This is a genomic window from Streptomyces sp. NPDC088910 (assembly GCF_044749865.1).
Classification (GTDB): Bacteria; Actinomycetota; Actinomycetes; order Streptomycetales; family Streptomycetaceae; genus Actinacidiphila.
Window position 1 is genome coordinate 581,436 of the sequence record NZ_JBIVIV010000003.1, and the last position, 17,710, is coordinate 599,145.

Annotated in this window: 15 protein-coding genes, 1 pseudogene and 1 riboswitch; of the genes and pseudogenes, 7 read left to right on the forward strand and 9 right to left on the reverse strand. The window is 72.9% G+C overall.

Annotated features, from left to right (window positions below; translation table 11 throughout):
- Nucleotides 1-26 precede the first annotated feature (26 nt).
- On the reverse strand, nt 27-980 hold the full coding sequence (locus ACIP4Z_RS10795; protein WP_355347320.1) for a helix-turn-helix domain-containing protein: 954 nt from the start codon (nt 978-980) through the stop codon (nt 27-29).
- Between the two features lie 89 nt (nt 981-1,069).
- Here ACIP4Z_RS10795 and ACIP4Z_RS10800 point away from each other — a divergent pair, with 89 nt between their 5' ends.
- The 3 genes from ACIP4Z_RS10800 to ACIP4Z_RS10810 all read left to right on the forward strand — a co-directional run bounded on the left by ACIP4Z_RS10800 (nt 1,070) and on the right by ACIP4Z_RS10810 (nt 5,165).
- Nucleotides 1,070-1,312 carry a hypothetical protein gene (locus ACIP4Z_RS10800; protein WP_401306488.1) on the forward strand — a complete coding sequence of 81 codons (243 nt, stop codon included), beginning with the start codon at nt 1,070-1,072 and terminating at the stop codon, nt 1,310-1,312.
- 77 nt (nt 1,313-1,389) lie between these two features.
- Nucleotides 1,390-1,535: riboswitch (cobalamin riboswitch) on the forward strand.
- Between the two features lie 211 nt (nt 1,536-1,746).
- On the forward strand, nt 1,747-4,152 hold the full coding sequence (locus tag ACIP4Z_RS10805) for a ribonucleoside-diphosphate reductase subunit alpha (RefSeq protein WP_391044805.1): 2,406 nt from the start codon (nt 1,747-1,749) through the stop codon (nt 4,150-4,152).
- On the forward strand, nt 4,152-5,165 hold the full coding sequence (locus ACIP4Z_RS10810; RefSeq protein WP_355347326.1) for a ribonucleotide-diphosphate reductase subunit beta: 1,014 nt from the start codon (nt 4,152-4,154) through the stop codon (nt 5,163-5,165). The genes ACIP4Z_RS10805 and ACIP4Z_RS10810 overlap by 1 nt, the downstream gene beginning before the upstream one ends.
- Before the next feature lie 93 nt (nt 5,166-5,258).
- Here the strand turns inward: ACIP4Z_RS10810 and def are convergent, their stop codons facing one another.
- The 6 genes and pseudogenes from def to ACIP4Z_RS10840 all read right to left on the reverse strand — a co-directional run bounded on the left by def (nt 5,259) and on the right by ACIP4Z_RS10840 (nt 11,692).
- Nucleotides 5,259-5,945 carry a peptide deformylase gene (def, locus tag ACIP4Z_RS10815; protein WP_355347329.1) on the reverse strand — a complete coding sequence of 229 codons (687 nt, stop codon included), beginning with the start codon at nt 5,943-5,945 and terminating at the stop codon, nt 5,259-5,261.
- Nucleotides 5,946-6,076: 131 nt separating this feature from the next.
- Nucleotides 6,077-7,072, reverse strand: coding sequence for a hypothetical protein (locus ACIP4Z_RS10820; RefSeq protein WP_188283420.1), 996 nt, complete (start codon nt 7,070-7,072; stop codon nt 6,077-6,079).
- A gap of 192 nt (nt 7,073-7,264) precedes the next feature.
- A pseudogene (locus ACIP4Z_RS10825) lies at nt 7,265-8,197 on the reverse strand (HD-GYP domain-containing protein); the annotation flags it as partial.
- Nucleotides 8,198-9,045: 848 nt separating this feature from the next.
- Entirely contained in the window at nt 9,046-10,389 is a 1,344-nt protein-coding gene (locus ACIP4Z_RS10830; RefSeq protein WP_401306491.1) for an HD-GYP domain-containing protein, read from the reverse strand.
- Nucleotides 10,390-10,706: 317 nt separating this feature from the next.
- Complete coding sequence (gene rsrA / locus ACIP4Z_RS10835; RefSeq protein WP_355347335.1) at nt 10,707-11,030, reverse strand: mycothiol system anti-sigma-R factor; 324 nt, start codon at nt 11,028-11,030, stop codon at nt 10,707-10,709.
- Nucleotides 11,027-11,692 carry a sigma-70 family RNA polymerase sigma factor gene (locus ACIP4Z_RS10840; RefSeq protein WP_391044361.1) on the reverse strand — a complete coding sequence of 222 codons (666 nt, stop codon included), beginning with the start codon at nt 11,690-11,692 and terminating at the stop codon, nt 11,027-11,029. Before ACIP4Z_RS10840 ends, rsrA begins: the two co-directional genes overlap by 4 nt.
- A gap of 408 nt (nt 11,693-12,100) precedes the next feature.
- Here ACIP4Z_RS10840 and ACIP4Z_RS10845 point away from each other — a divergent pair, with 408 nt between their 5' ends.
- On the forward strand, nt 12,101-12,700 hold the full coding sequence (locus ACIP4Z_RS10845; RefSeq protein WP_355347341.1) for an XRE family transcriptional regulator: 600 nt from the start codon (nt 12,101-12,103) through the stop codon (nt 12,698-12,700).
- On the opposite strand, the gene ACIP4Z_RS10850 is transcribed toward ACIP4Z_RS10845, so the two are convergent.
- Entirely contained in the window at nt 12,639-13,346 is a 708-nt protein-coding gene (locus ACIP4Z_RS10850; protein WP_401306495.1) for an alpha/beta family hydrolase, read from the reverse strand. The genes ACIP4Z_RS10845 and ACIP4Z_RS10850 overlap by 62 nt on opposite strands.
- Nucleotides 13,346-14,161 (reverse strand): SOS response-associated peptidase, encoded by an 816-nt coding sequence (locus ACIP4Z_RS10855; protein ID WP_401306498.1) that lies wholly within the window; start codon nt 14,159-14,161, stop codon nt 13,346-13,348. The genes ACIP4Z_RS10850 and ACIP4Z_RS10855 overlap by 1 nt, the downstream gene beginning before the upstream one ends.
- A 108-nt stretch (nt 14,162-14,269) precedes the next feature.
- On the opposite strand from ACIP4Z_RS10855, the gene ACIP4Z_RS10860 reads away from it, so the two are divergent.
- The 3 genes from ACIP4Z_RS10860 (at nt 14,270) to rsgA (ending at nt 17,708) form a co-directional block, all read left to right on the forward strand.
- Nucleotides 14,270-14,983 carry a M50 family metallopeptidase gene (locus tag ACIP4Z_RS10860; RefSeq protein WP_355347350.1) on the forward strand — a complete coding sequence of 238 codons (714 nt, stop codon included), beginning with the start codon at nt 14,270-14,272 and terminating at the stop codon, nt 14,981-14,983.
- Nucleotides 14,984-15,228: 245 nt separating this feature from the next.
- Complete coding sequence (aroA, locus tag ACIP4Z_RS10865; protein WP_401306501.1) at nt 15,229-16,698, forward strand: 3-phosphoshikimate 1-carboxyvinyltransferase; 1,470 nt, start codon at nt 15,229-15,231, stop codon at nt 16,696-16,698.
- Between the two features lie 8 nt (nt 16,699-16,706).
- A complete protein-coding gene (gene rsgA, locus ACIP4Z_RS10870) occupies nt 16,707-17,708 on the forward strand; it encodes a ribosome small subunit-dependent GTPase A (protein ID WP_355347356.1) in 1,002 nt (333 codons plus the stop codon).
- The last annotated feature ends 2 nt before the right edge of the window (nt 17,709-17,710 follow it).

Below are 17,710 nucleotides of genomic sequence, written 5' to 3' on the forward strand. Positions count from 1 at the left end.
GGACCCGCGCCTTGGGGACCCGCGCCTCAGCGCGAGGCGAAAGTGCGCCGGTACCCCTGTGGCGTGGTCCCCGTCCAGCGGGCGAAGTGATGCCGCATGGTCGCCGCGTTCCCGAACCCCGCGCGGAGCGCGACGGCGTCCATGGTGTGGTCGGTGGCCTCCAGCAACTCCCGCGCCAGCAGCACCCGTTGACCCAGCAGCCAGCGGTACGGGGTGGTGCCGGTCTCCTGCTGGAAGCGGCGGGCGAAGGTGCGCGGCGACATGTGGGCGCGGGCGGCCAGCTCCTCGACGGTCACCTCGCGGTCCAGGTGCCGTTCCATCCAGGACAGCACCCCGGCCACGGTGTCGCTCTGCCCGCGCGGCAGCGGCCGGTCCACGTACTGCGCCTGGCCGCCCTCGCGGTGCGGCGGCACCACCATGCGGCGGGCGATGCCGTTGGCGACGGCGCTGCCCTGCTCCTTGCGCACCAGGTGCAGGCAGGCGTCGATGCCGGAGGCCGTACCGGCCGAGGTGATCACCCCCGCGTCGTCCACGTACAGCACGTCCGACTCGACCTTGATCTGCGGGTACCGGCTCGCGAGGCGTTCCGCGTGCCGCCAGTGCGTGGCGCAGCGCCGGTCGTCGAGCATGCCGGAGGCGGCCAGCACGAAGACGCCCGAGCACACGCTGAGCACCGTCGCGCCGCGCTCCACGGCCCGGTTGAGCGCCGTGAGCACCTGCGGCGGGAAGTCCCGGTCGATGTACGAGTCCCCGGCCGGTACGGCGATCAGGTCCGCCTCGTCCAGCCGGTCCATGTCGCAGGAGGCCGACAGCTCGAACCCGGCGTGCGTGCGCAGCGTCGGGCCCTCGCCGGAGATCACCGCGAAGTCGTACACGGGCAGCCCGTCCTCGCTGCGGTCGAGGCCGAACACCTCGCAGATCACCCCGAGTTCGAAGGGGTGGACACCGTCGAGCAGTACCGCGGCCACGTTCTTCAGCATGCTCCCGAGGATGCCACTTGGCAGGATGTCGCGGTAGTACGGCGGTCCTGCCACTGTTCGCGGGTAAGCGGCGCGAGCACGATTGACCCATGACCGTTCTCCTGGACATCGCAGCCCTCTCCGCCCTCCTCCTCATCCTCTCCTTCGTCCCCGTCCTGGGCCTGCGCGCCGAGGCCAGGATCACCCGCCAGATCCGCGCGGCCGACGCCGCCCGCGAGGCCGAGGCGACACGCCGGGCGCACGCGAGACGCGCCGCGCGCGCGGACCGCGAACCAGGCCGCGAACCAGGCCGCGAACCGGCCCTCACAGCGGTCGCGGCCCCGCGGATCTGAGGGCGCCGGAGGGAATAAAATCCCCTCCGGCGCTTGCACGCCGACCTCGGCGACCCGCCCTCACGACACAACATCTGGGCTTCCACGCGAACCGCGGCACTACATGTATGCTCAACTTCGCTGTCGAGCAGGGGAAGCCGGTGCGAATCCGGCGCTGCCCCGCAACGGTGAGCGGGCGTACGCCCGCACAGCCCGAGGACCTGCCGCCAGCGCGCCCGTAGCGCCCACAAGCGACGGGCGCAGTTGTGTCCGGGCCTCGCGGATTGGGCCGGCGGACGCGTCGCGGCACGCCCATGCCTGAGCAGGGGTGCGCCTCCGCACGCGTACCCGCTCCTCCCCGCCTGGCCGTCGCCGCGTTCGAGGGAGAGAGCACCACCGTGACCATCGCGCCCGCAGACCCCGCTTCAGCCGAACTCCGCACCGTCGCCCCCCGGATTCCCTCGGCTCCCCCCTCCGGACCTCTCCCCGGACCTCCCGCCGGTCCCGACGAGGGCCCGGGCGCGGACCTGCTGCGTACGCTGGTGCGGCTCACCGCCGACCTGACCGACACCGACCCCGGCCGGGTCGCCGCCGCCGCGCTGCGCGGCCGTAACGCCGCCTCCGACGCGGCCGAGATGCACAGCCTGGCCACCGAGGCGGCGGCCGGGCTGATCTCCGAGGACCCGGCGTACTCGCGGCTGGCCGCCCGGCTGCTGACCTCGACCATCGCCGAAGAGGCCGCGGGCCAGGGCGCGGTGTCGTTCTCCGCGTCCGTCTCGGTCGGGCACCGCGAGGGCCTGATCGCCGACCGCACGGCCGCCTTCGTGGCCCTGCACAAGCCCCGGCTCGACGCGCTGGTGGACGAGGCGCTGGCCGCCGGCGCGGACGACCGCTTCGGCTACTTCGGCCTGCGCACCCTGCACAGCCGCTACCTGCTGCGGCACCCCATCACCCGTCAGGTGATCGAGACCCCGCAGCACTTCATGCTCCGCGTGGCCTGCGGTCTCGCCGAGGACGACTCGGTGCGCGCCGCCGAGGAAGTCGCCTCGCTCTACCGGCTGATGAGCGCGCTGGACTACCTGCCCAGCTCCCCCACCCTGTTCAACTCCGGCACCCGGCACCCGCAGATGTCCTCCTGCTACCTGCTGGACTCGCCGCTGGACGAGCTGGACTCGATCTACGACCGCTACCACCAGGTGGCGCGGCTGTCGAAGCACGCGGGCGGGATCGGCCTGTCCTACTCCCGGATCCGCTCGCGCGGTTCGCTGATCCGCGGCACCAACGGCCACTCCAACGGCATCGTGCCGTTCCTGAAGACGCTGGACGCGTCGGTGGCCGCGGTCAACCAGGGCGGCCGTCGCAAGGGCGCCGCGGCGGTCTACCTGGAGACCTGGCACTCCGACATCGAGGAGTTCCTCGAACTGCGCGACAACACCGGTGAGGACGCGCGCCGCACCCACAATCTGAACCTGGCGCACTGGATCCCGGACGAGTTCATGCGCCGCGTGGAGACCGACGCCGACTGGTCGCTGTTCTCGCCGTCCGACGTGCCGGAGCTGGTCGACCTGTGGGGCGACGACTTCGACGCCGCGTACCGCAGGGCCGAGGCCAAGGGCCTGGCACAGCGCACGATCCCGGCGCGCGAGCTGTACGGCCGGATGATGCGGACCCTCGCGCAGACCGGCAACGGCTGGATCACCTTCAAGGACGCCTCGAACCGTACGGCCAACCAGACGGCGGAGCCCGGCCGTACCGTGCACTCCTCGAATCTGTGCACCGAGATCCTTGAGGTCACCGACGACGGCGAGACCGCGGTGTGCAACCTGGGTTCGGTGAACCTGGGCGCCTTCGCCACCCCGGGGGGCGGCGCGGGCGGCGAGATGGACTGGGAGCGGCTCGACGAGACCGTCAGGACCGCGGTGACCTTCCTCGACCGGGTCGTGGACATCAACTTCTACCCGACCGAGCAGGCGGGCCGCTCCAACGCCAAGTGGCGCCCGGTGGGCCTGGGCGTGATGGGTCTTCAGGACGTCTTCTTCAAGCTGCGGCTGCCCTTCGACTCGGCCGCGGCGCGCGAGCTGTCCACCCGGATCGCCGAGCGGATCATGCTCGCCGCGTACGAGGCGTCCTGCGACCTCGCCGAGCGGCAGGGCCCGCTGCCCGCCTGGGACAAGACCCGTACCGCCCGCGGTGTGCTGCACCCCGACCACTACGCGACCGAGCTGAACTGGCCGGAGCGCTGGACGGCGCTGCGCGCCCGGATCGCGGCCACCGGCATGCGCAATTCGCTGCTGCTGGCCATCGCGCCGACCGCGACCATCGCGTCCATCGCCGGTGTCTACGAGTGCATCGAGCCGCAGGTCTCCAACCTCTTCAAGCGCGAGACGCTGTCGGGTGAGTTCCTCCAGGTCAACTCGTACCTGGTCGCCGACCTCAAGCGGCTCGGCGTGTGGGACGCGCAGTCCCGCGAGGCGCTGCGCGAGGCCAACGGCTCGGTGAACGGATTCAGTTGGATTCCGGCCGAGATCCGTGAGCTGTACCGCACGGCGTGGGAGATCCCGCAGCGCGGCCTGATCGACATGGCGGCGGCGCGTACGCCGTTCCTCGACCAGAGCCAGTCGCTGAACCTGTTCCTGGAGACGCCCACCATCGGCAAGCTCAGCTCGATGTACGCGTACGCCTGGAAGCAGGGCCTGAAGACGACGTACTACCTGCGGTCCCGGCCCGCGACCCGGATCGCCCGCGCGGCCCGCGCCCAGCAGCAGACGGCCGCCACCCCCGTCCCCGTACCGGTGATCGCCGACGCCGACGCGATCGCCTGCTCCCTTGAGAACCCCGAGTCCTGCGAGGCCTGCCAGTAATGACGTCCACCGACAAGAATCTGCTCGACCCGGGCTTCGAGCTGACCCTGCGTCCGATGCGCTACCCGGACTTCTACGAGCGCTACCGCGACGCGATCAAGAACACCTGGACCGTGGAGGAGGTCGACCTCCACTCCGACGTGTCCGACCTCGCCAAGCTCAGCCCCGCCGAGCAGCACATGATCGGCCGCCTGGTCGCGTTCTTCGCGACCGGTGACTCGATCGTCTCCAACAACCTGGTGCTCACGCTCTACAAGCACATCAACTCCCCCGAGGCGCGGCTGTACCTGTCCCGCCAGCTCTTCGAGGAGGCCGTGCACGTCCAGTTCTATCTGACGCTGCTCGACACCTACCTGCCCGATCCCGAGGACCGCGCGGCGGCCTTCGACGCGGTCGAGGAGATCCCCTCGATCCGCGAGAAGGCGCAGTTCTGCTTCCGCTGGATGGACTCGGTCGAGAAGATCGACCGCCTGGAGTCCAAGGCCGACCGCCGCCGCTTCCTGCTCAACCTGATCTGCTTCGCCGCGTGCATCGAGGGCCTGTTCTTCTACGGCGCCTTCGCGTACGTCTACTGGTTCCGCTCGCGCGGCCTGCTGCACGGGCTCGCGACCGGCACCAACTGGGTGTTCCGCGACGAGACCATGCACATGAGCTTCGCCTTCGACGTGGTCGACACCGTCCGCAAGGAGGAGCCGGACCTCTTCGACGAGCAGTTGCGGCAGCAGGTCACCGACATGCTGCGCGAAGCCGTCGAGGCCGAGCTCCAGTTCGGCCGCGACCTGTGCGGCGACGGCCTGCCCGGCATGAACACCGAGTCCATGCGCGCCTACCTGGAGTGCGTCGCCGACCAGCGCCTCGCCCGCCTCGGCTTCCCCCCGGTCTACGGCTCGGAGAACCCCTTCTCCTTCATGGAGTTGCAGGGCGTCCAGGAGCTGACGAACTTCTTCGAGCGCCGCCCGTCCGCCTACCAGGTCGCGGTGGAGGGCAGCTTCGCCCTGGACGAGGACTTCTAGACCCCGGGTTGGAACGGTCACCGGCGAAAGGGGCGGCGGAAGGCGATGAGCCTTCCGCCGCCCCTTTCCCGTCTGGTGGGCGCGCGGGGCGGGTCAGTCGTTGGGGACCGTTTCGAACTTCGGGGTGGCCTCGGCCATTTGCTTCATGACGTCTTTGCGGTCGCGCTTGGAGAGACGGTCGATGTAGAGGCGGCCGTAGAGGTGGTCGGTCTCGTGCTGGAGGCAGCGGGCGAAGTAGCCGCTGCCGTGGACGACGATCGGCTCGCCCTTGGCGTTCTGGCCGCGCACCACCGCGTAGTCGGGGCGGGCCAGTTCCATGTAGGCGCCGGGGACGGACAGGCAGCCCTCGTTGGAGTCGTCCAGGCGGCGCCGGTCGGCGGGCAGTTCGTCCAGTACGGGGTTGCAGACGACGCCGACGTGCCGGTTGTCGTCGTCGTCCGGGCAGTCGTAGACGAAGACCTTGAGGTCGACGCCGATCTGGTTGGCGGCCAGGCCCACGCCCTCGGCGGCGCGCTGGCTGGCGAACATGTCGGCGATCAGCGCGTCCAGGTCGTCGTCGAAGGACGTGACGTCCTTGCACTCGCGGTGCAGCACCGGGTTGCCGACCACGGTGATCGGGCGGACGGTGCCGCGCTCGCGGTACGCCAGTTCGCGCGCCTGCGCGTCGGTCACGTCGTCGAGGAAGCCTTCGGTGGCCGCGTCGTGGCTGTGCGCGTGGTCGTGGTCATGCCCGTGGTGGTGCTGGTGACCGTGGCCGTGCTCGGTGTGCTGCTGGGACATCTGCGCCGTACGCCTTCCGCGAACCCGTAAACGAACCCCCCTAGGGTACGGGCCCGCGCACGACGGTGTTCCCCACACCTCGTGGTTCGTCGCACCTCGCCGTTCGGGGCACGGGGTTCAGGGCGTGCGGTTCAGCAGACCTCTTCGAGGTCCCGCCAGTCCCGGGTGTCCGGGCTGTCGGCGACCCAGCCGTCGAGCAGGCCGCGGACCAGGGACGCGGGGGCGGCGATCCCGCACTCGCGCTCCGGCGACCAGCGCACACCCGCGCTGTGGTGGCTGAGGTGGCCGGGGTGACCGGGCTCACCGTGGTCGTGCGGGTCGCGCGTGGCCATCGAGCCGTCGTCGGTGGGCATCCGGCTCTCCGAACAGGTGCGGCACAGCAGCCGGACGGACGACGACCAGTCCTCGGCCGCGTATCCGGCCTCCGCCGCCAGCCGCTCCAGCGCGTCGCGGTCGGCGGCCGTGTCCGCTTCGAGGAGCACCAGCCAGGTCGGCACCGGGGACGGCGCCCACAGCTCGATCTCGTCGAAGACGGGGTAGACCGCGCCGCCCGCGGTGTCGGCGGTGGCGCGCTCGCCGTGCGGGACGCCGTCGTGCAGCACGACCTCGCCCCAGCGGCGCCCGGACGACGGCAGCGGGATGGAGAGCACCTCGACCCGCGCCGGGTCGAGCCTGCGGCCCCACACGACCTCGGCCTCGCCCTCGGGCGACAGCCGTACGGCGGCGCTGCCCAGCGGCAGCCGTACCGACTCCTCGCCGTTGTGACTCGCGGTGCCCGCGGGCATCCGCAGGCCGTACGCCTGCCAGGCGCGGCGGGCCAGCGGCCAGTCCTGCACGGCGGTGGCGGCGATGCCCAGGTTCCACCAGTCGGGGGAGCCGACCGGGCGGTCGAGCAGCGCCACCGCGCGCAGCCCGGCGATCCGGGCCTGCGCCCAGTCGTGCCGGAACTTGTGCAGCAGCGCGAGGTTGTACCAGGACTCCGACAGCCACGGCTCCAGATCGGCGGCTCGGGTCAGCAGCGCTCCGGCGTCCTCGTAACGGCCGTCGCCGATCAGCGAGAACGCCCGGTCAGTGGCCTGCCGCCACGTGGGCGACGGCCGGTGCCGCACTCTTCCGAAGATGTTCAACGTCGTTACCCGCCTGCCCGCTCAGCCGATCACTGCCAGGACGTCGCCTTCCCGCACCACTACGATCGCGTCCCCCCGTACGACTCCAACCTTGCACATTTTGGCCGTTGTCTCAGCCCGGCCGTCGCCCCCGTCCCCCGGGGCCGGCGACCCGGTCCGTGCGGTCCGCGGCTCCCCGGTGAGCGCGCTTCCTCACTCGACACCCTTGCCACTCCCGTGGGCATCCAACCATGCCCAGGTGGGGCGCCGTGCGAGCACCCTGGTGAGTGCCGCCACCACCTGCGGATCGTACTCACGTGCGGTCGCCAACCGCAGCCGCTCGACCGCCGCGAGCCGGTGGCCGAGGGCCGCGCCCGGCTCCCCCGTCAGGTCCTCGTAGGCGTTGACGGCCCGGACGATCCGGCCCGCCAACGGCTGTTCCCGGTACGGGTGCGCCTGCCGCTCCACGATCAGCGCCACCTCGGCCGGGGCGCCGGTCTGCCGCACCACCTCGCCGCCGAGCGCGGCGATGGCGCGCTGCCGCTCGCCGTCCAGCGGCTCCGTCGCCCCGCGCGGCACCGGGTCGACCAGCGAGAGCTGGCCGATGTCGTGCATCAGCGCCGCGTACTCCAGCAGCATCAGATGGCGGGCGGGCAGGCCCAGCTCCCTGCCGACCGCCGTCGCCAGCTCGCTCACCCGCCGCGCGTGCCCCTCCGGTGTGTACCCGGCCACCTCGGTGGCCCGCGCCAGCGACCCGATCGTCTGCCGGTACGTGGCCCGCACCGCCGCCTGGCCCCGCAGCGACATCTGCGCCAGCAGCAGTGGCGCCGCGGCCATCGGCAGCGCCCACAGCCCGGCCGTCGCGACCGCCAGCGCCATCACCACACCGCCCGCGCACACCGCGCTGGCCATTCCCGCCAGTGCCCGCACCTCGTCGCGGAGCGCCGGGGCGTACGGGTGGCCGGTCCTGGCCGCGCCCAGGGCCGCAGCCAGCGCCGCGTCGCACAGCGCCGTCAGGCCGAGGACCGCCAGGAGTGCGGCGGCGTACGCGGGGCCTTCGCCTCCCGCGAAGGGTTGGGCGCACACCCCGGCGAAGGTCGCTGCCGCGACCCGCCGCACCTCACCGTCCCCCTTGGCCCCCGGCCCCCCATGCCGCCCCGAACCCGGGCGCCCCTCCCCAGAAGGTCCCGCCTCCCCAGGAGGGTCCGCCTGCCCATGAGGGTCCGCCCCGAAGGGGCGCGGGGCTGCGTCTGATGTGCGGCTGCCGCCGCGCGGGCGCGCCTGCCCAGGAGGGTCCGCCCCGTAGGGGCGCGGGGCTGCATCTGATGTGCGGCTGCCGCCGCGCGGGCGCGCCTGCCCAGGAGGGTCCGCCCCGAAGGGGCGCGGGGAACTGCGCGGCCCGCCCCCACCGGCCGGTGGTCCGGAGACCACCGAACTGCCCCGCCGGGGCGGGTGGTGACCTGCGGGAGCGTCGTGGCTGAGCGCGCAGTTCCCCGCGCCCCTACGTGGCAGCCACCTGCGCAAAGTGCCCTCACCCGCCGCACCCCTGGAGGGCACAGCCCCATCGCGGCCGGCCGCGCCCACGCGGCGGCAGCCGCACATCAGACGCAGCCCCACGCCCCTACGAGGTGCCCACCTGGGTGAGGGGGGCGGGGCGGGGGCGGCTGCGTGGCGGGGGCGGGGGCGGCTCAGGGTCAGCGGGACGGCGGCCGCGAGGGCGGAGACGGCCACGGTTTGGGCGAGGCCGTGGCGGCCCGGCGCCAGGAGGGCGTAGGCGAGAGCCGTCGCGGTGGCGAGAGGCGCGGTGTCGCGGTCGACGCCGAAGGCGAGAGGGGCGAGGGGGGCGGGAAGGCGGAAGGTGACGCCCACGGCGATGACGGCGGCGAAGGCGAGGGCGGTGCCGGGCGCGGAGAGGCCGGTGAGGGCGGTGCGGGCGACGGCCGCGGCCGTCAGGGTGAGGGCGGCGCCGTACACGCCCCGGACGAGCCGGGCCCTCATCGCGGCACCGGCGCGGAGACGGCGGCCGGAAGAAGCAGCGGGCCCCGCCCGGCGGTGGTGGCGCCGACCGGCCCCGAGGCGGCCACCGGCCAGGAGTGGTGCGCCAGCGCACGCGTCAGGGCGGCGACCATCGCCGGGTCGAAGTGCGTACCGGCGCAGGCGTGGAGTTCGTCGAGCGCGGCGCGAACCGGCCGGGCGCGCCGGTAGGAGCGGGTGGACGTCATGGCGTCGAAGGCGTCCGCGACGGCGACCACGCGGGCGAATTCCGGGATCTGGTCGCCCGCGAGCCCGTGCGGGTAGCCGCTGCCATCGAGGCGTTCGTGGTGGTGCAGGATCGCGTCCCGCGCCTCGCCGAGGAAGGCGATGCCGCGGACCATCTCGTGCCCGTACTCCGGGTGCAGCTCGACCACCCGCCGCTCGGCCGGGGTCAGCGGCCCGTTCTTGCGCAACAGGCGGGTGGGGACGCCGAGTTTGCCGATGTCGTGCAGGATTCCGGCGAACCGCAGGGCGTCGACGCGGGGTTCGGGCATGCCCAGCTCGCGGGCGATGAACACCGAGGCGCGGCCCACGCGTTCACTGTGCCCGCGCGTGTAGTGGTCCTTGATCTCGACGGCCTGGACGAGCGCGCGCACGGTCGCCCGGTGGGCGTCGCGTTCCCGGCGGGCGCGGGCGAATCCCCAGCAGGCCGCGTACATCGGCAGCGGTACGAGCACCGCGGCGAAGGCGCCGTAGCGGGCCTGCCACAGGACGGCGGTCATGAGGGCGACGAGGCCGTAGGTCAGGTGCGGGGCGAGGCCGCCGAGCAGCGGGGCGCCCCAGGCCGCGCGCGGTGTGCGGCCCTCGGCGGTGACCAGGACGGCGCCGGTGAGCGCGGTGGCGGTGACGCAGAGGACGAGCGCGGCGGCGGTCGCGGGCAGCAGCGCGTACGGCAGGTCGGCGGCGGCCAGCGCGCGGGGGCCGTCGAGCAGCCGGGCGGCGAGCGCGGCGGCCCAGACGGCGACGGCCAGGTGGGCGGCGCGCCACAGCCGCCGTACGCGGCGCGGCTCCTGTTCCACGCGGCCCGCGAGCGAGCCGGGGACGGCCACCAGCGCGGCGGCGGCCGGGGGCAGCAGCAGGGCGGCGGCCAGCAGGACGGGCAGGAACGGGCCGACGGCGGCGGGCGGGTGGCGGCCCGCGGCGCGGTCGGGGAGCACGCCGGGCTCGCACAGCGCGTACAGGGCGGCGAGTACGGCGACGGTCCCCCACGCGGTGGCGGGTCGCAGGGCGGGCGCGGCGCACAGCGTCCCGGCGGCGCACACGGCGGCCACGGTGACCCGTGCGGGTGTCGGCATGGCGGACACGAGAGGCGGCCTCCTCCGTACGCGAACGTGCGCGAACGCGCGGCGGGCGCGGCCCGATTCGCTCCCGGCCCGTTGAGAGTCAGGAGGATAGGGCCGCGCCCGTCGTGGAAGAGGCGTTTGCCGGGGTTGGGCCGTCCGTGGGACCCGACGCTCACCCGCACGGGTGACGTGAGGCGTATGCGCCCTCGTCCGAACGCCCGAACCCCGTCCACAAGCGCAACGGGGTACGAGCCGGGACGAAGGGGTACCGGGGAGTGTCCCGGCGGTGGCCGACGGCGGCGGGGAAGCCCTGGCGCGCCCGGCGGTGGAGACAGGAGCTAGCGGGCCTCGGCCTCGGTCGGGGTGGCGAGGATGTCGGGCGCCTGGTCCGGGACCGGGGCGACCTCACCGGAGCGGATCAGCTCGATCCGCATCATGACCTTCGAACGGAGGTCGGTCGGCACGTCGTCGGAGCCGCAGCACCGCTTGACGAGCTTCTTGACGGCCTGTTCGAGGCCGTACTTCTCCAGGCACGGGTGGCACTCGTCGAAGTGCTCCTTGAACTTGGCGCAGCTCTCATCGGGCATCTCGTTGTCGAGGTACTCGTAGAGGTGGCCGAGCACCTCCGAGCAGTCCGTCTCATGTGCGTCGCCGCAACTCATGAATCCGCGCCCTTCTCATCCGCCGCGCCCGCGGGTACAAGACCGCGGTCCCGCGCATAGTCCTCCAGCAGCTCACGCAACTGGCGACGCCCGCGGTGCAGCCGGGACATCACTGTGCCGATGGGTGTTCCCATGATGTCCGCGATCTCCTTGTAGGCAAAGCCCTCGACGTCCGCGAGGTAGACCGCGATGCGGAACTCCTCGGGGATCGTCTGCAACGCCGCCTTCACGTCGGAGTCGGGCAGGTGGTCGAGCGCCTGGGACTCCGCGGAGCGCAGGCCGGTCGACATATGGGATTCGGCTCGTGCGAGCTGCCAGTCCTCGATCTCCTCCGAGCCGCTGCGCAGCGGTTCGCGCTGCTTCTTGCGGTAGGAGTTGATGAAGCTGTTGGTGAGAATGCGGTAGAGCCACGCCTTGAGGTTGGTGCCCTCACGGAACTGGTGGAAGGAGGCGTACGCCTTCGCGTACGTCTCCTGGACGAGGTCTTCCGCGTCGGCCGGATTGCGGGTCATCCGCAGCGCGGCCGAGTACATCTGGTCGAGGAAGCCAAGGGCGTCCCGCTCGAAGCGCTCGGTGCGCTCCGCGCTGCTCTCCTGTGCTGCCTCACCGGACGCACTCGCGTTTTCCGCCGTGCTGTCGTCGGTGCCGGTGACCGCACCCACCTCCTCAGAAACGTCAGCGCGCCCAAAAGCGGCCACGCCTGTTCCGGAGGATATCCCGCTGGAGATCGACGTGCCGGATGCGCCCTTGCCGTCGTCCTTGACCGGCCATTCGGCCCAGTTCAGGTAGGGCGCGGCTGCGTCCGGTCGCGCGGTGGCCTGTGCGGCCTCTGCGCGGGACCGGCAAGCGGCTGAAACCATGCGGCTGCCTCTCTCACAGATCTCACGGATTGCTTCGTCAATGCGGGATCGAATCGTTCTGCCGATTCGCACAACACCGGTATCGCGCGGCTCATTCCCGGTGGCACAGGGGGCGCGCGGGCGGATCGCGCGGAAGTCGCACGGCGGTCGTCCGCAGTCCGCGCCGGGGTCGTACGGCAAACGTGCTTGCTGGTATGGCAAAATCGACGCATGGCGGAGAAAGCACCCAAGGGCACGGACGACGGCGTCGAGCGCACTCTGGCCGAGGTCGGGCCGCGGTTGCGGGCGGCGCGGCTGGAGCGCGGGGTGACGCTGGCCGCGCTGGCGGAGGCGACCGGGATCTCGGTGAGCACCTTGTCGCGGCTGGAGTCGGGGCAGCGGCGCGCCACCCTCGAACTGCTGCTGCCGCTGGCCCGCGCGCACCAGATGCCGCTGGACGAACTGGTGGGCGCGCCCGAGGTCGGCGACCCGCGGGTGCGCACGGTGCCGCGCAAGATGGACCACATGACGGTGCTGCCGCTGACCCGGCACCCGGGCGCGCTCCAGGCGTACAAGATGATCATCGAGCCGAACAAGCCCTGTGAGCAGCGCACCCACGAGGGCTACGAGTGGATCTACGTACTCTCCGGGCGGCTGCGGCTGCTGCTCGCCGACAAGGATCTGGAGCTGCGGGCGGGCGAGGCAGCCGAGTTCGACACCCGGCTGCCGCACTGGTTCGGGCCCGCGGGGCACGAGACCGTCGAGGTGCTCAGTCTTTTCGGCCGCCAGGGCGAGCGGATGCATGTCCGAGCCCGGCCAGCCAGTCGCTGACGGCCCCGGTCAGCACGGCCAGCGCCGCGTCCTGCGTCAACTCCGCGCGCTTGGGTACGGCGAACGAGTGATCGCCGTACGGCACCTCGACCGGTTCGTACCCGGCGGGGAACTCCGCGGGCCGCCCGAAGGTGTCGTTGCCGCCCTGCACGATCAGCAGCGGCCCGGCCGCGGCGCCCAGGTCCAGCTCGGCCGCGCGGGACTTCTCCGGCTTCCCCGGCGGGTGCAGCGGGAAGGACAGCGCGAGGACGGCCGCGGCGCCCAGCTCCTTCGCCGTACGGCAGGCCACCCGGGCGCCGGCGCTGCGTCCGCCCGCGACCACCGGCAGCCCCGGCTCCGCCAGCGCGGGCCACACCGCCGTCCACCCGGTGTCCAGCGTCTTGGGCGCGGGCGCCAGCTTCTTGCCCGCCACCCGCCAGGGCTGCTCGACCAGTGCCACGGTCACGCCGTGCGCGGGCAGCGCCGCCGCGAGCGCGGCCAGGTCGCGGGCCTCGATGCCGCCGCCCGCGCCGTGGCCGAGCGCGAGGACCGCGCGGGCGGCGCGGGCGCGGTGCCAGGTGACGCGGGCCTCGCCCGCGGGGGTGCCGACCGTTTCCACCGACCGCTCGGGGGACGGGGACGCTGTGTGTGCTGCGCGTGCTGTCATCAGAACAGCGTCTCCTCCTCGGGTGCCTCCAGCTCCGTCAGCAGCTCCGGTCCGTTGTTCTTCACACTGCTCACACCGGTGCCGACCGGATAGGCGCGCATCAGGCCGCCGGGCGGCGGGGCGAGCAGGGCGCCGAGCGTGTCGGGGTCGGTGGTGGCCGGGTCGAGCCAGGCGTTCCAGCGGTCGGGGGTCATCATCAGCGGCATCCGGGGGTGGATGTCGGTGAGCGAGCGCGGACCCTCGCCCGCGTATCCGGCCAGGGTGTCGGTCTCGGCCGCCGTGGTGATCACCGTGCAGGTGGCCCACCAGGCCATCGGGTGGTCGTCGGGCAGCGTCCGGTCGCGCCAGAACTCGTACAGCCCGGCCATCGCCATCACCGAGCCGTCGGCGGGCGTCACGAAATACGGCTGTTTGCGGGACCGCTTCTTCCTGCCCTGCTCCTCCAGCGCGCGCTCCTCGGGCGCCGTCACCCACTCGTAATAGCCGTCGGCGGGTATCAGGCAGCGCCGGGCGGTGAGCGCGCGGCGGAAGGACGGCTTCTCGTGCACCGTCTCGGCCCGCGCGTTGATCAGCTTGGCCGCTCCTTCCGGCGACTTGGCCCACGACGGGACCAGGCCCCAGCGCAGCACGCGCAACTGTCTGACCGGTTCCGGGGAACCGGAGTCGCGCACGGGACGGTCAAGCACCGCGTAGACGTCCTTCGTCGGCGCGACGTTCCAATCGGGGGCGATGGTCTCGGTGGGGTCCCACTTACGGACTTCGAAGAGTCCTGCGAGATCCTCTGGTTTCCGGCTCGCCGCATATCGACCGCACATAGGTGCCAGACTGCCACGACCGTGGACCCGAACGGCCCACGGTCCGCCCTTTCGCAAGCCCCCGGCACTCCCCTCCGCAGCCCCCTAGTAGCAAGGACTGGCCACGTCATGAACGTCGCGAGCGTCACCGAGATGTGGGACCGGCTGACGGGGACACAGCCCGATCCCTCGCGCTGGCTGATCGGCGCGACGGCGCTGCTCGCGCTGGCGGCCGTACTGCTGCGGCGGGTGTGGCACGTCACGCGCAACGCGGTGACGATCGCGCACGAGGGCGGTCACGGGCTGCTCGCGCTGCTGACCGGGCGGCGCCTGGAGGGCATACGCCTGCACTCGGACACCTCGGGCCTGACCGTCTCGCGCGGCAAGCCGCACGGCGTGGGCATGGTGCTGACGGCCGCCGCCGGGTACACCGCGCCGCCGCTGCTGGGCCTTGCGGGCGCGGGGCTGCTGGCATCCGGCCACATCACCGCGCTGCTGTGGGGCGCGACGGCGCTGCTGCTGGTCATGCTCGTGATGATCCGCAACGCGTACGGGGCGCTGACCGTGGTGGTCACCGGCGCGATCTTCCTGTTGGTGTCCTGGCTGACCAAGGCGCAGGTACAGGCGGCGTTCGCGTATCTGGTGGTGTGGTTCCTTCTGGTCGGCGGCGCGCGGCCGGTCGCCGAGCTGCAACGTACGCGGCGCCGTGAGCGCTCCGGCACCTCGGACGCGGACCAGCTCGCCCGGCTCACGCACACTCCGGCGGCCCTGTGGCTGCTCCTGTTCTACGCGGTCGCGATCTGCTCGCTGGTGGGCGGCGCCCGGTGGCTGCTCCTCCAATAACGCGGTGACCGCGGTGACGGGAGTGACGGGGAACACCCACCGTGACGGCCGTGGCGGCCCCGGCGGAGAGAACGGCCGGGGCAACGGGGGCAGACCGGCGCACAGACCCACGGCACTGGCCCCGCGCATGAGCCCGGCGCACGACCCCGGCGCATGTGGCCGAGAGTGACAGCACCTGTTTCCGGCAGATTTCGCCGCATTCGGCGTCCTATCTCCCTGTGCCTGAGCCACTACGCTTGGGCCCCATGAGCGACAGCACCGCGCAGACCGCCCTCTGGCCGGCCCCGACCGCGCCCCGCGCCGTGGACGCGACCGTCACGGTGCCCGGCTCGAAGTCGGTGACCAACCGCGCTCTGGTGCTCGCCGCGCACTCCACGGAACCCGGATGGGTGCGCCGTCCGCTGCGCAGCCGCGACACGGTCCTGATGGCCGACGCGCTGCGCGCCATGGGCGTGCAGATCGACGAGACGGTCAACCCGTCCGGCGGCGAGGCGTGGCGGATCATCCCCGCCGGGCTGCACGGCCCCGCCCGGATCGACGTCGGCAACGCGGGCACCGTGATGCGCTTCCTGCCGCCGGTCGCCGCGCTCGCCGACGGCCCGGTCCGCTTCGAGGGCGACGCGCGGGCGTACGAGCGTCCGCTGCACGGCGTGATCGACGCGCTGCGCGCGCTGGGGGCCAGGATCGACGACGAGGGCCGCGGCTCCCTGCCGCTGACCGTGAACGGCGCGGGCTCGCTGTCCGGCGGGAGCGTGTCCGTGGACGCGTCGTCGTCCTCGCAGTTCGTCAGCGCGCTGCTGCTGTCCGCGCCGCGCTTCAACCGGGGCCTCGAACTGCGGCACACCGGCCGCAGCCTGCCGTCCCAGCCGCACATCCGGATGACCGTGGACATGCTGCGGAAGGCCGGCGCCAAGGTGGACGCCCCGCAGGACGGCGGCGCGCGCAATGTGTGGCGGGTGGCGCCGAGCGCGCTGCTCGGCCGGGACCTGACGGTGGAGCCCGACCTGTCCAACGCGGCGCCGTTCCTGGCCGCCGCGCTGATCACCGGCGGCCGGGTGACCATCCCGGACTGGCCGCGCCGCACCACCCAGCCGGGTGACGCGCTGCGCACGCTGTTCACCGCGATGGGCGGCTCGTACGAGCTGACCGAGCAGGGGCTGACCCTCAGCGGCACCGGCCGGGTGCTCGGCATCACCGCCGATCTGCACGAGGTCGGCGAGCTGACCCCGGTGATCGCGGCGGTCGCGGCGCTGGCCGAGGGCGAGAGCGTGCTGACCGGCATCGCGCATCTGCGGCTGCACGAGACCGACCGGCTGGCCGCGCTGGCCAAGGAGATCAACGAGCTGGGCGGTAACGTCACCGAGACCGAGGACGGCCTGCGCATCCGGCCGACCACCCTGCACGGCGGGGTCTTCCACACCTACGAGGACCACCGGCTGGCGACCGCCGCGGCCGTCCTGGGCCTGACCGTGGACGGCGTCCAGGTGGAGAACGTGGCGACGACCGCGAAGACCCTGCCCGAATTCCCCGAGCTGTGGACGGCGATGCTCGCGGGCCGCGCGCCCGCGCCGGGGATCTCCACGCCGGGCGCCGTCAGCCCTGGCGCCGCCGCACCGGAGACGACGGAGACAGCGGAGACAACCGGCACGGCGGACCCGACGGATACGGCGGACGCGACGGACACGGCGGACACCACCGCACCGGGCCGGGGCTGAGGACCGCCGTGCGCCGCTACGGAAAGAACCCCGACGAGGACGACGTCAGAGTCCGCCCCAACGCCAAGGGCAACCGGCCGCGCAGCACGATCAGGCCCAAGCACGAGGACGCCGCCGAGGGCATGGTGCTGACCGTGGACCGCGGGCGGCTGACCGTGCTGGTCGACGACCGCGAGGTGGTCGCGATGAAGGCCCGCGAACTGGGCCGCAAGTCGATGGTGGTCGGCGACCGGGTCGCGGTCGTCGGCGACCTGTCGGGCGCGAAGGACACCCTGGCCCGGATCGTACGGATCGAGCCGCGCAAGTCGGTGCTGCGGCGGACGGCCGACGACGACGACCCGTTCGAGCGGGTGGTGGTCGCCAACGCCGACCAGCTCGCGATCGTCACGGCGCTGGCCGACCCCGAGCCGCGCCCCCGGATGATCGACCGCTGCCTGGTCGCGGCCTTCGACGCGGGCCTGAAGCCGCTGCTGGTGCTCACCAAGTCCGATCTGGCCCCGGCCGCGCCGCTGTTGGAGACGTACGGAGCGCTGGACCTGGCGTATGTGGTGACCAACAGGGACGACTTCCTGACCGGCGGGGTCGACCAGATCCGCGAGCGGCTGGCCGGGCATGTGACGGCCTTCGTCGGCCACAGCGGCGTCGGAAAGACCACACTGGTCAACGCGCTGGTGGAGCGTCAGCGCACCACCGGCTCGGTGAACGCGGTGACCGGGCGCGGCCGGCACACCACCACCTCGGCGCTCGCGCTGCCGCTGCCGGGCGACACGGGATGGGTGATCGACACTCCGGGCGTACGGTCGTTCGGCCTGCACCACATCGATCCGTCGCGGGTCATCCACGCCTTCCCCGACCTGGAGCCGGGCACCGAGGAGTGCCCGCGCGGCTGCTCGCACGACGAGCCGGAGTGCGCGCTGGACGCGTGGGTCGCGGCGGGGCACGCCGAGCCCGCCCGGCTGGACTCGCTGCGGCGGCTGCTGGCCACCCGCGAGCGGCGCGAGGGAGACTGACG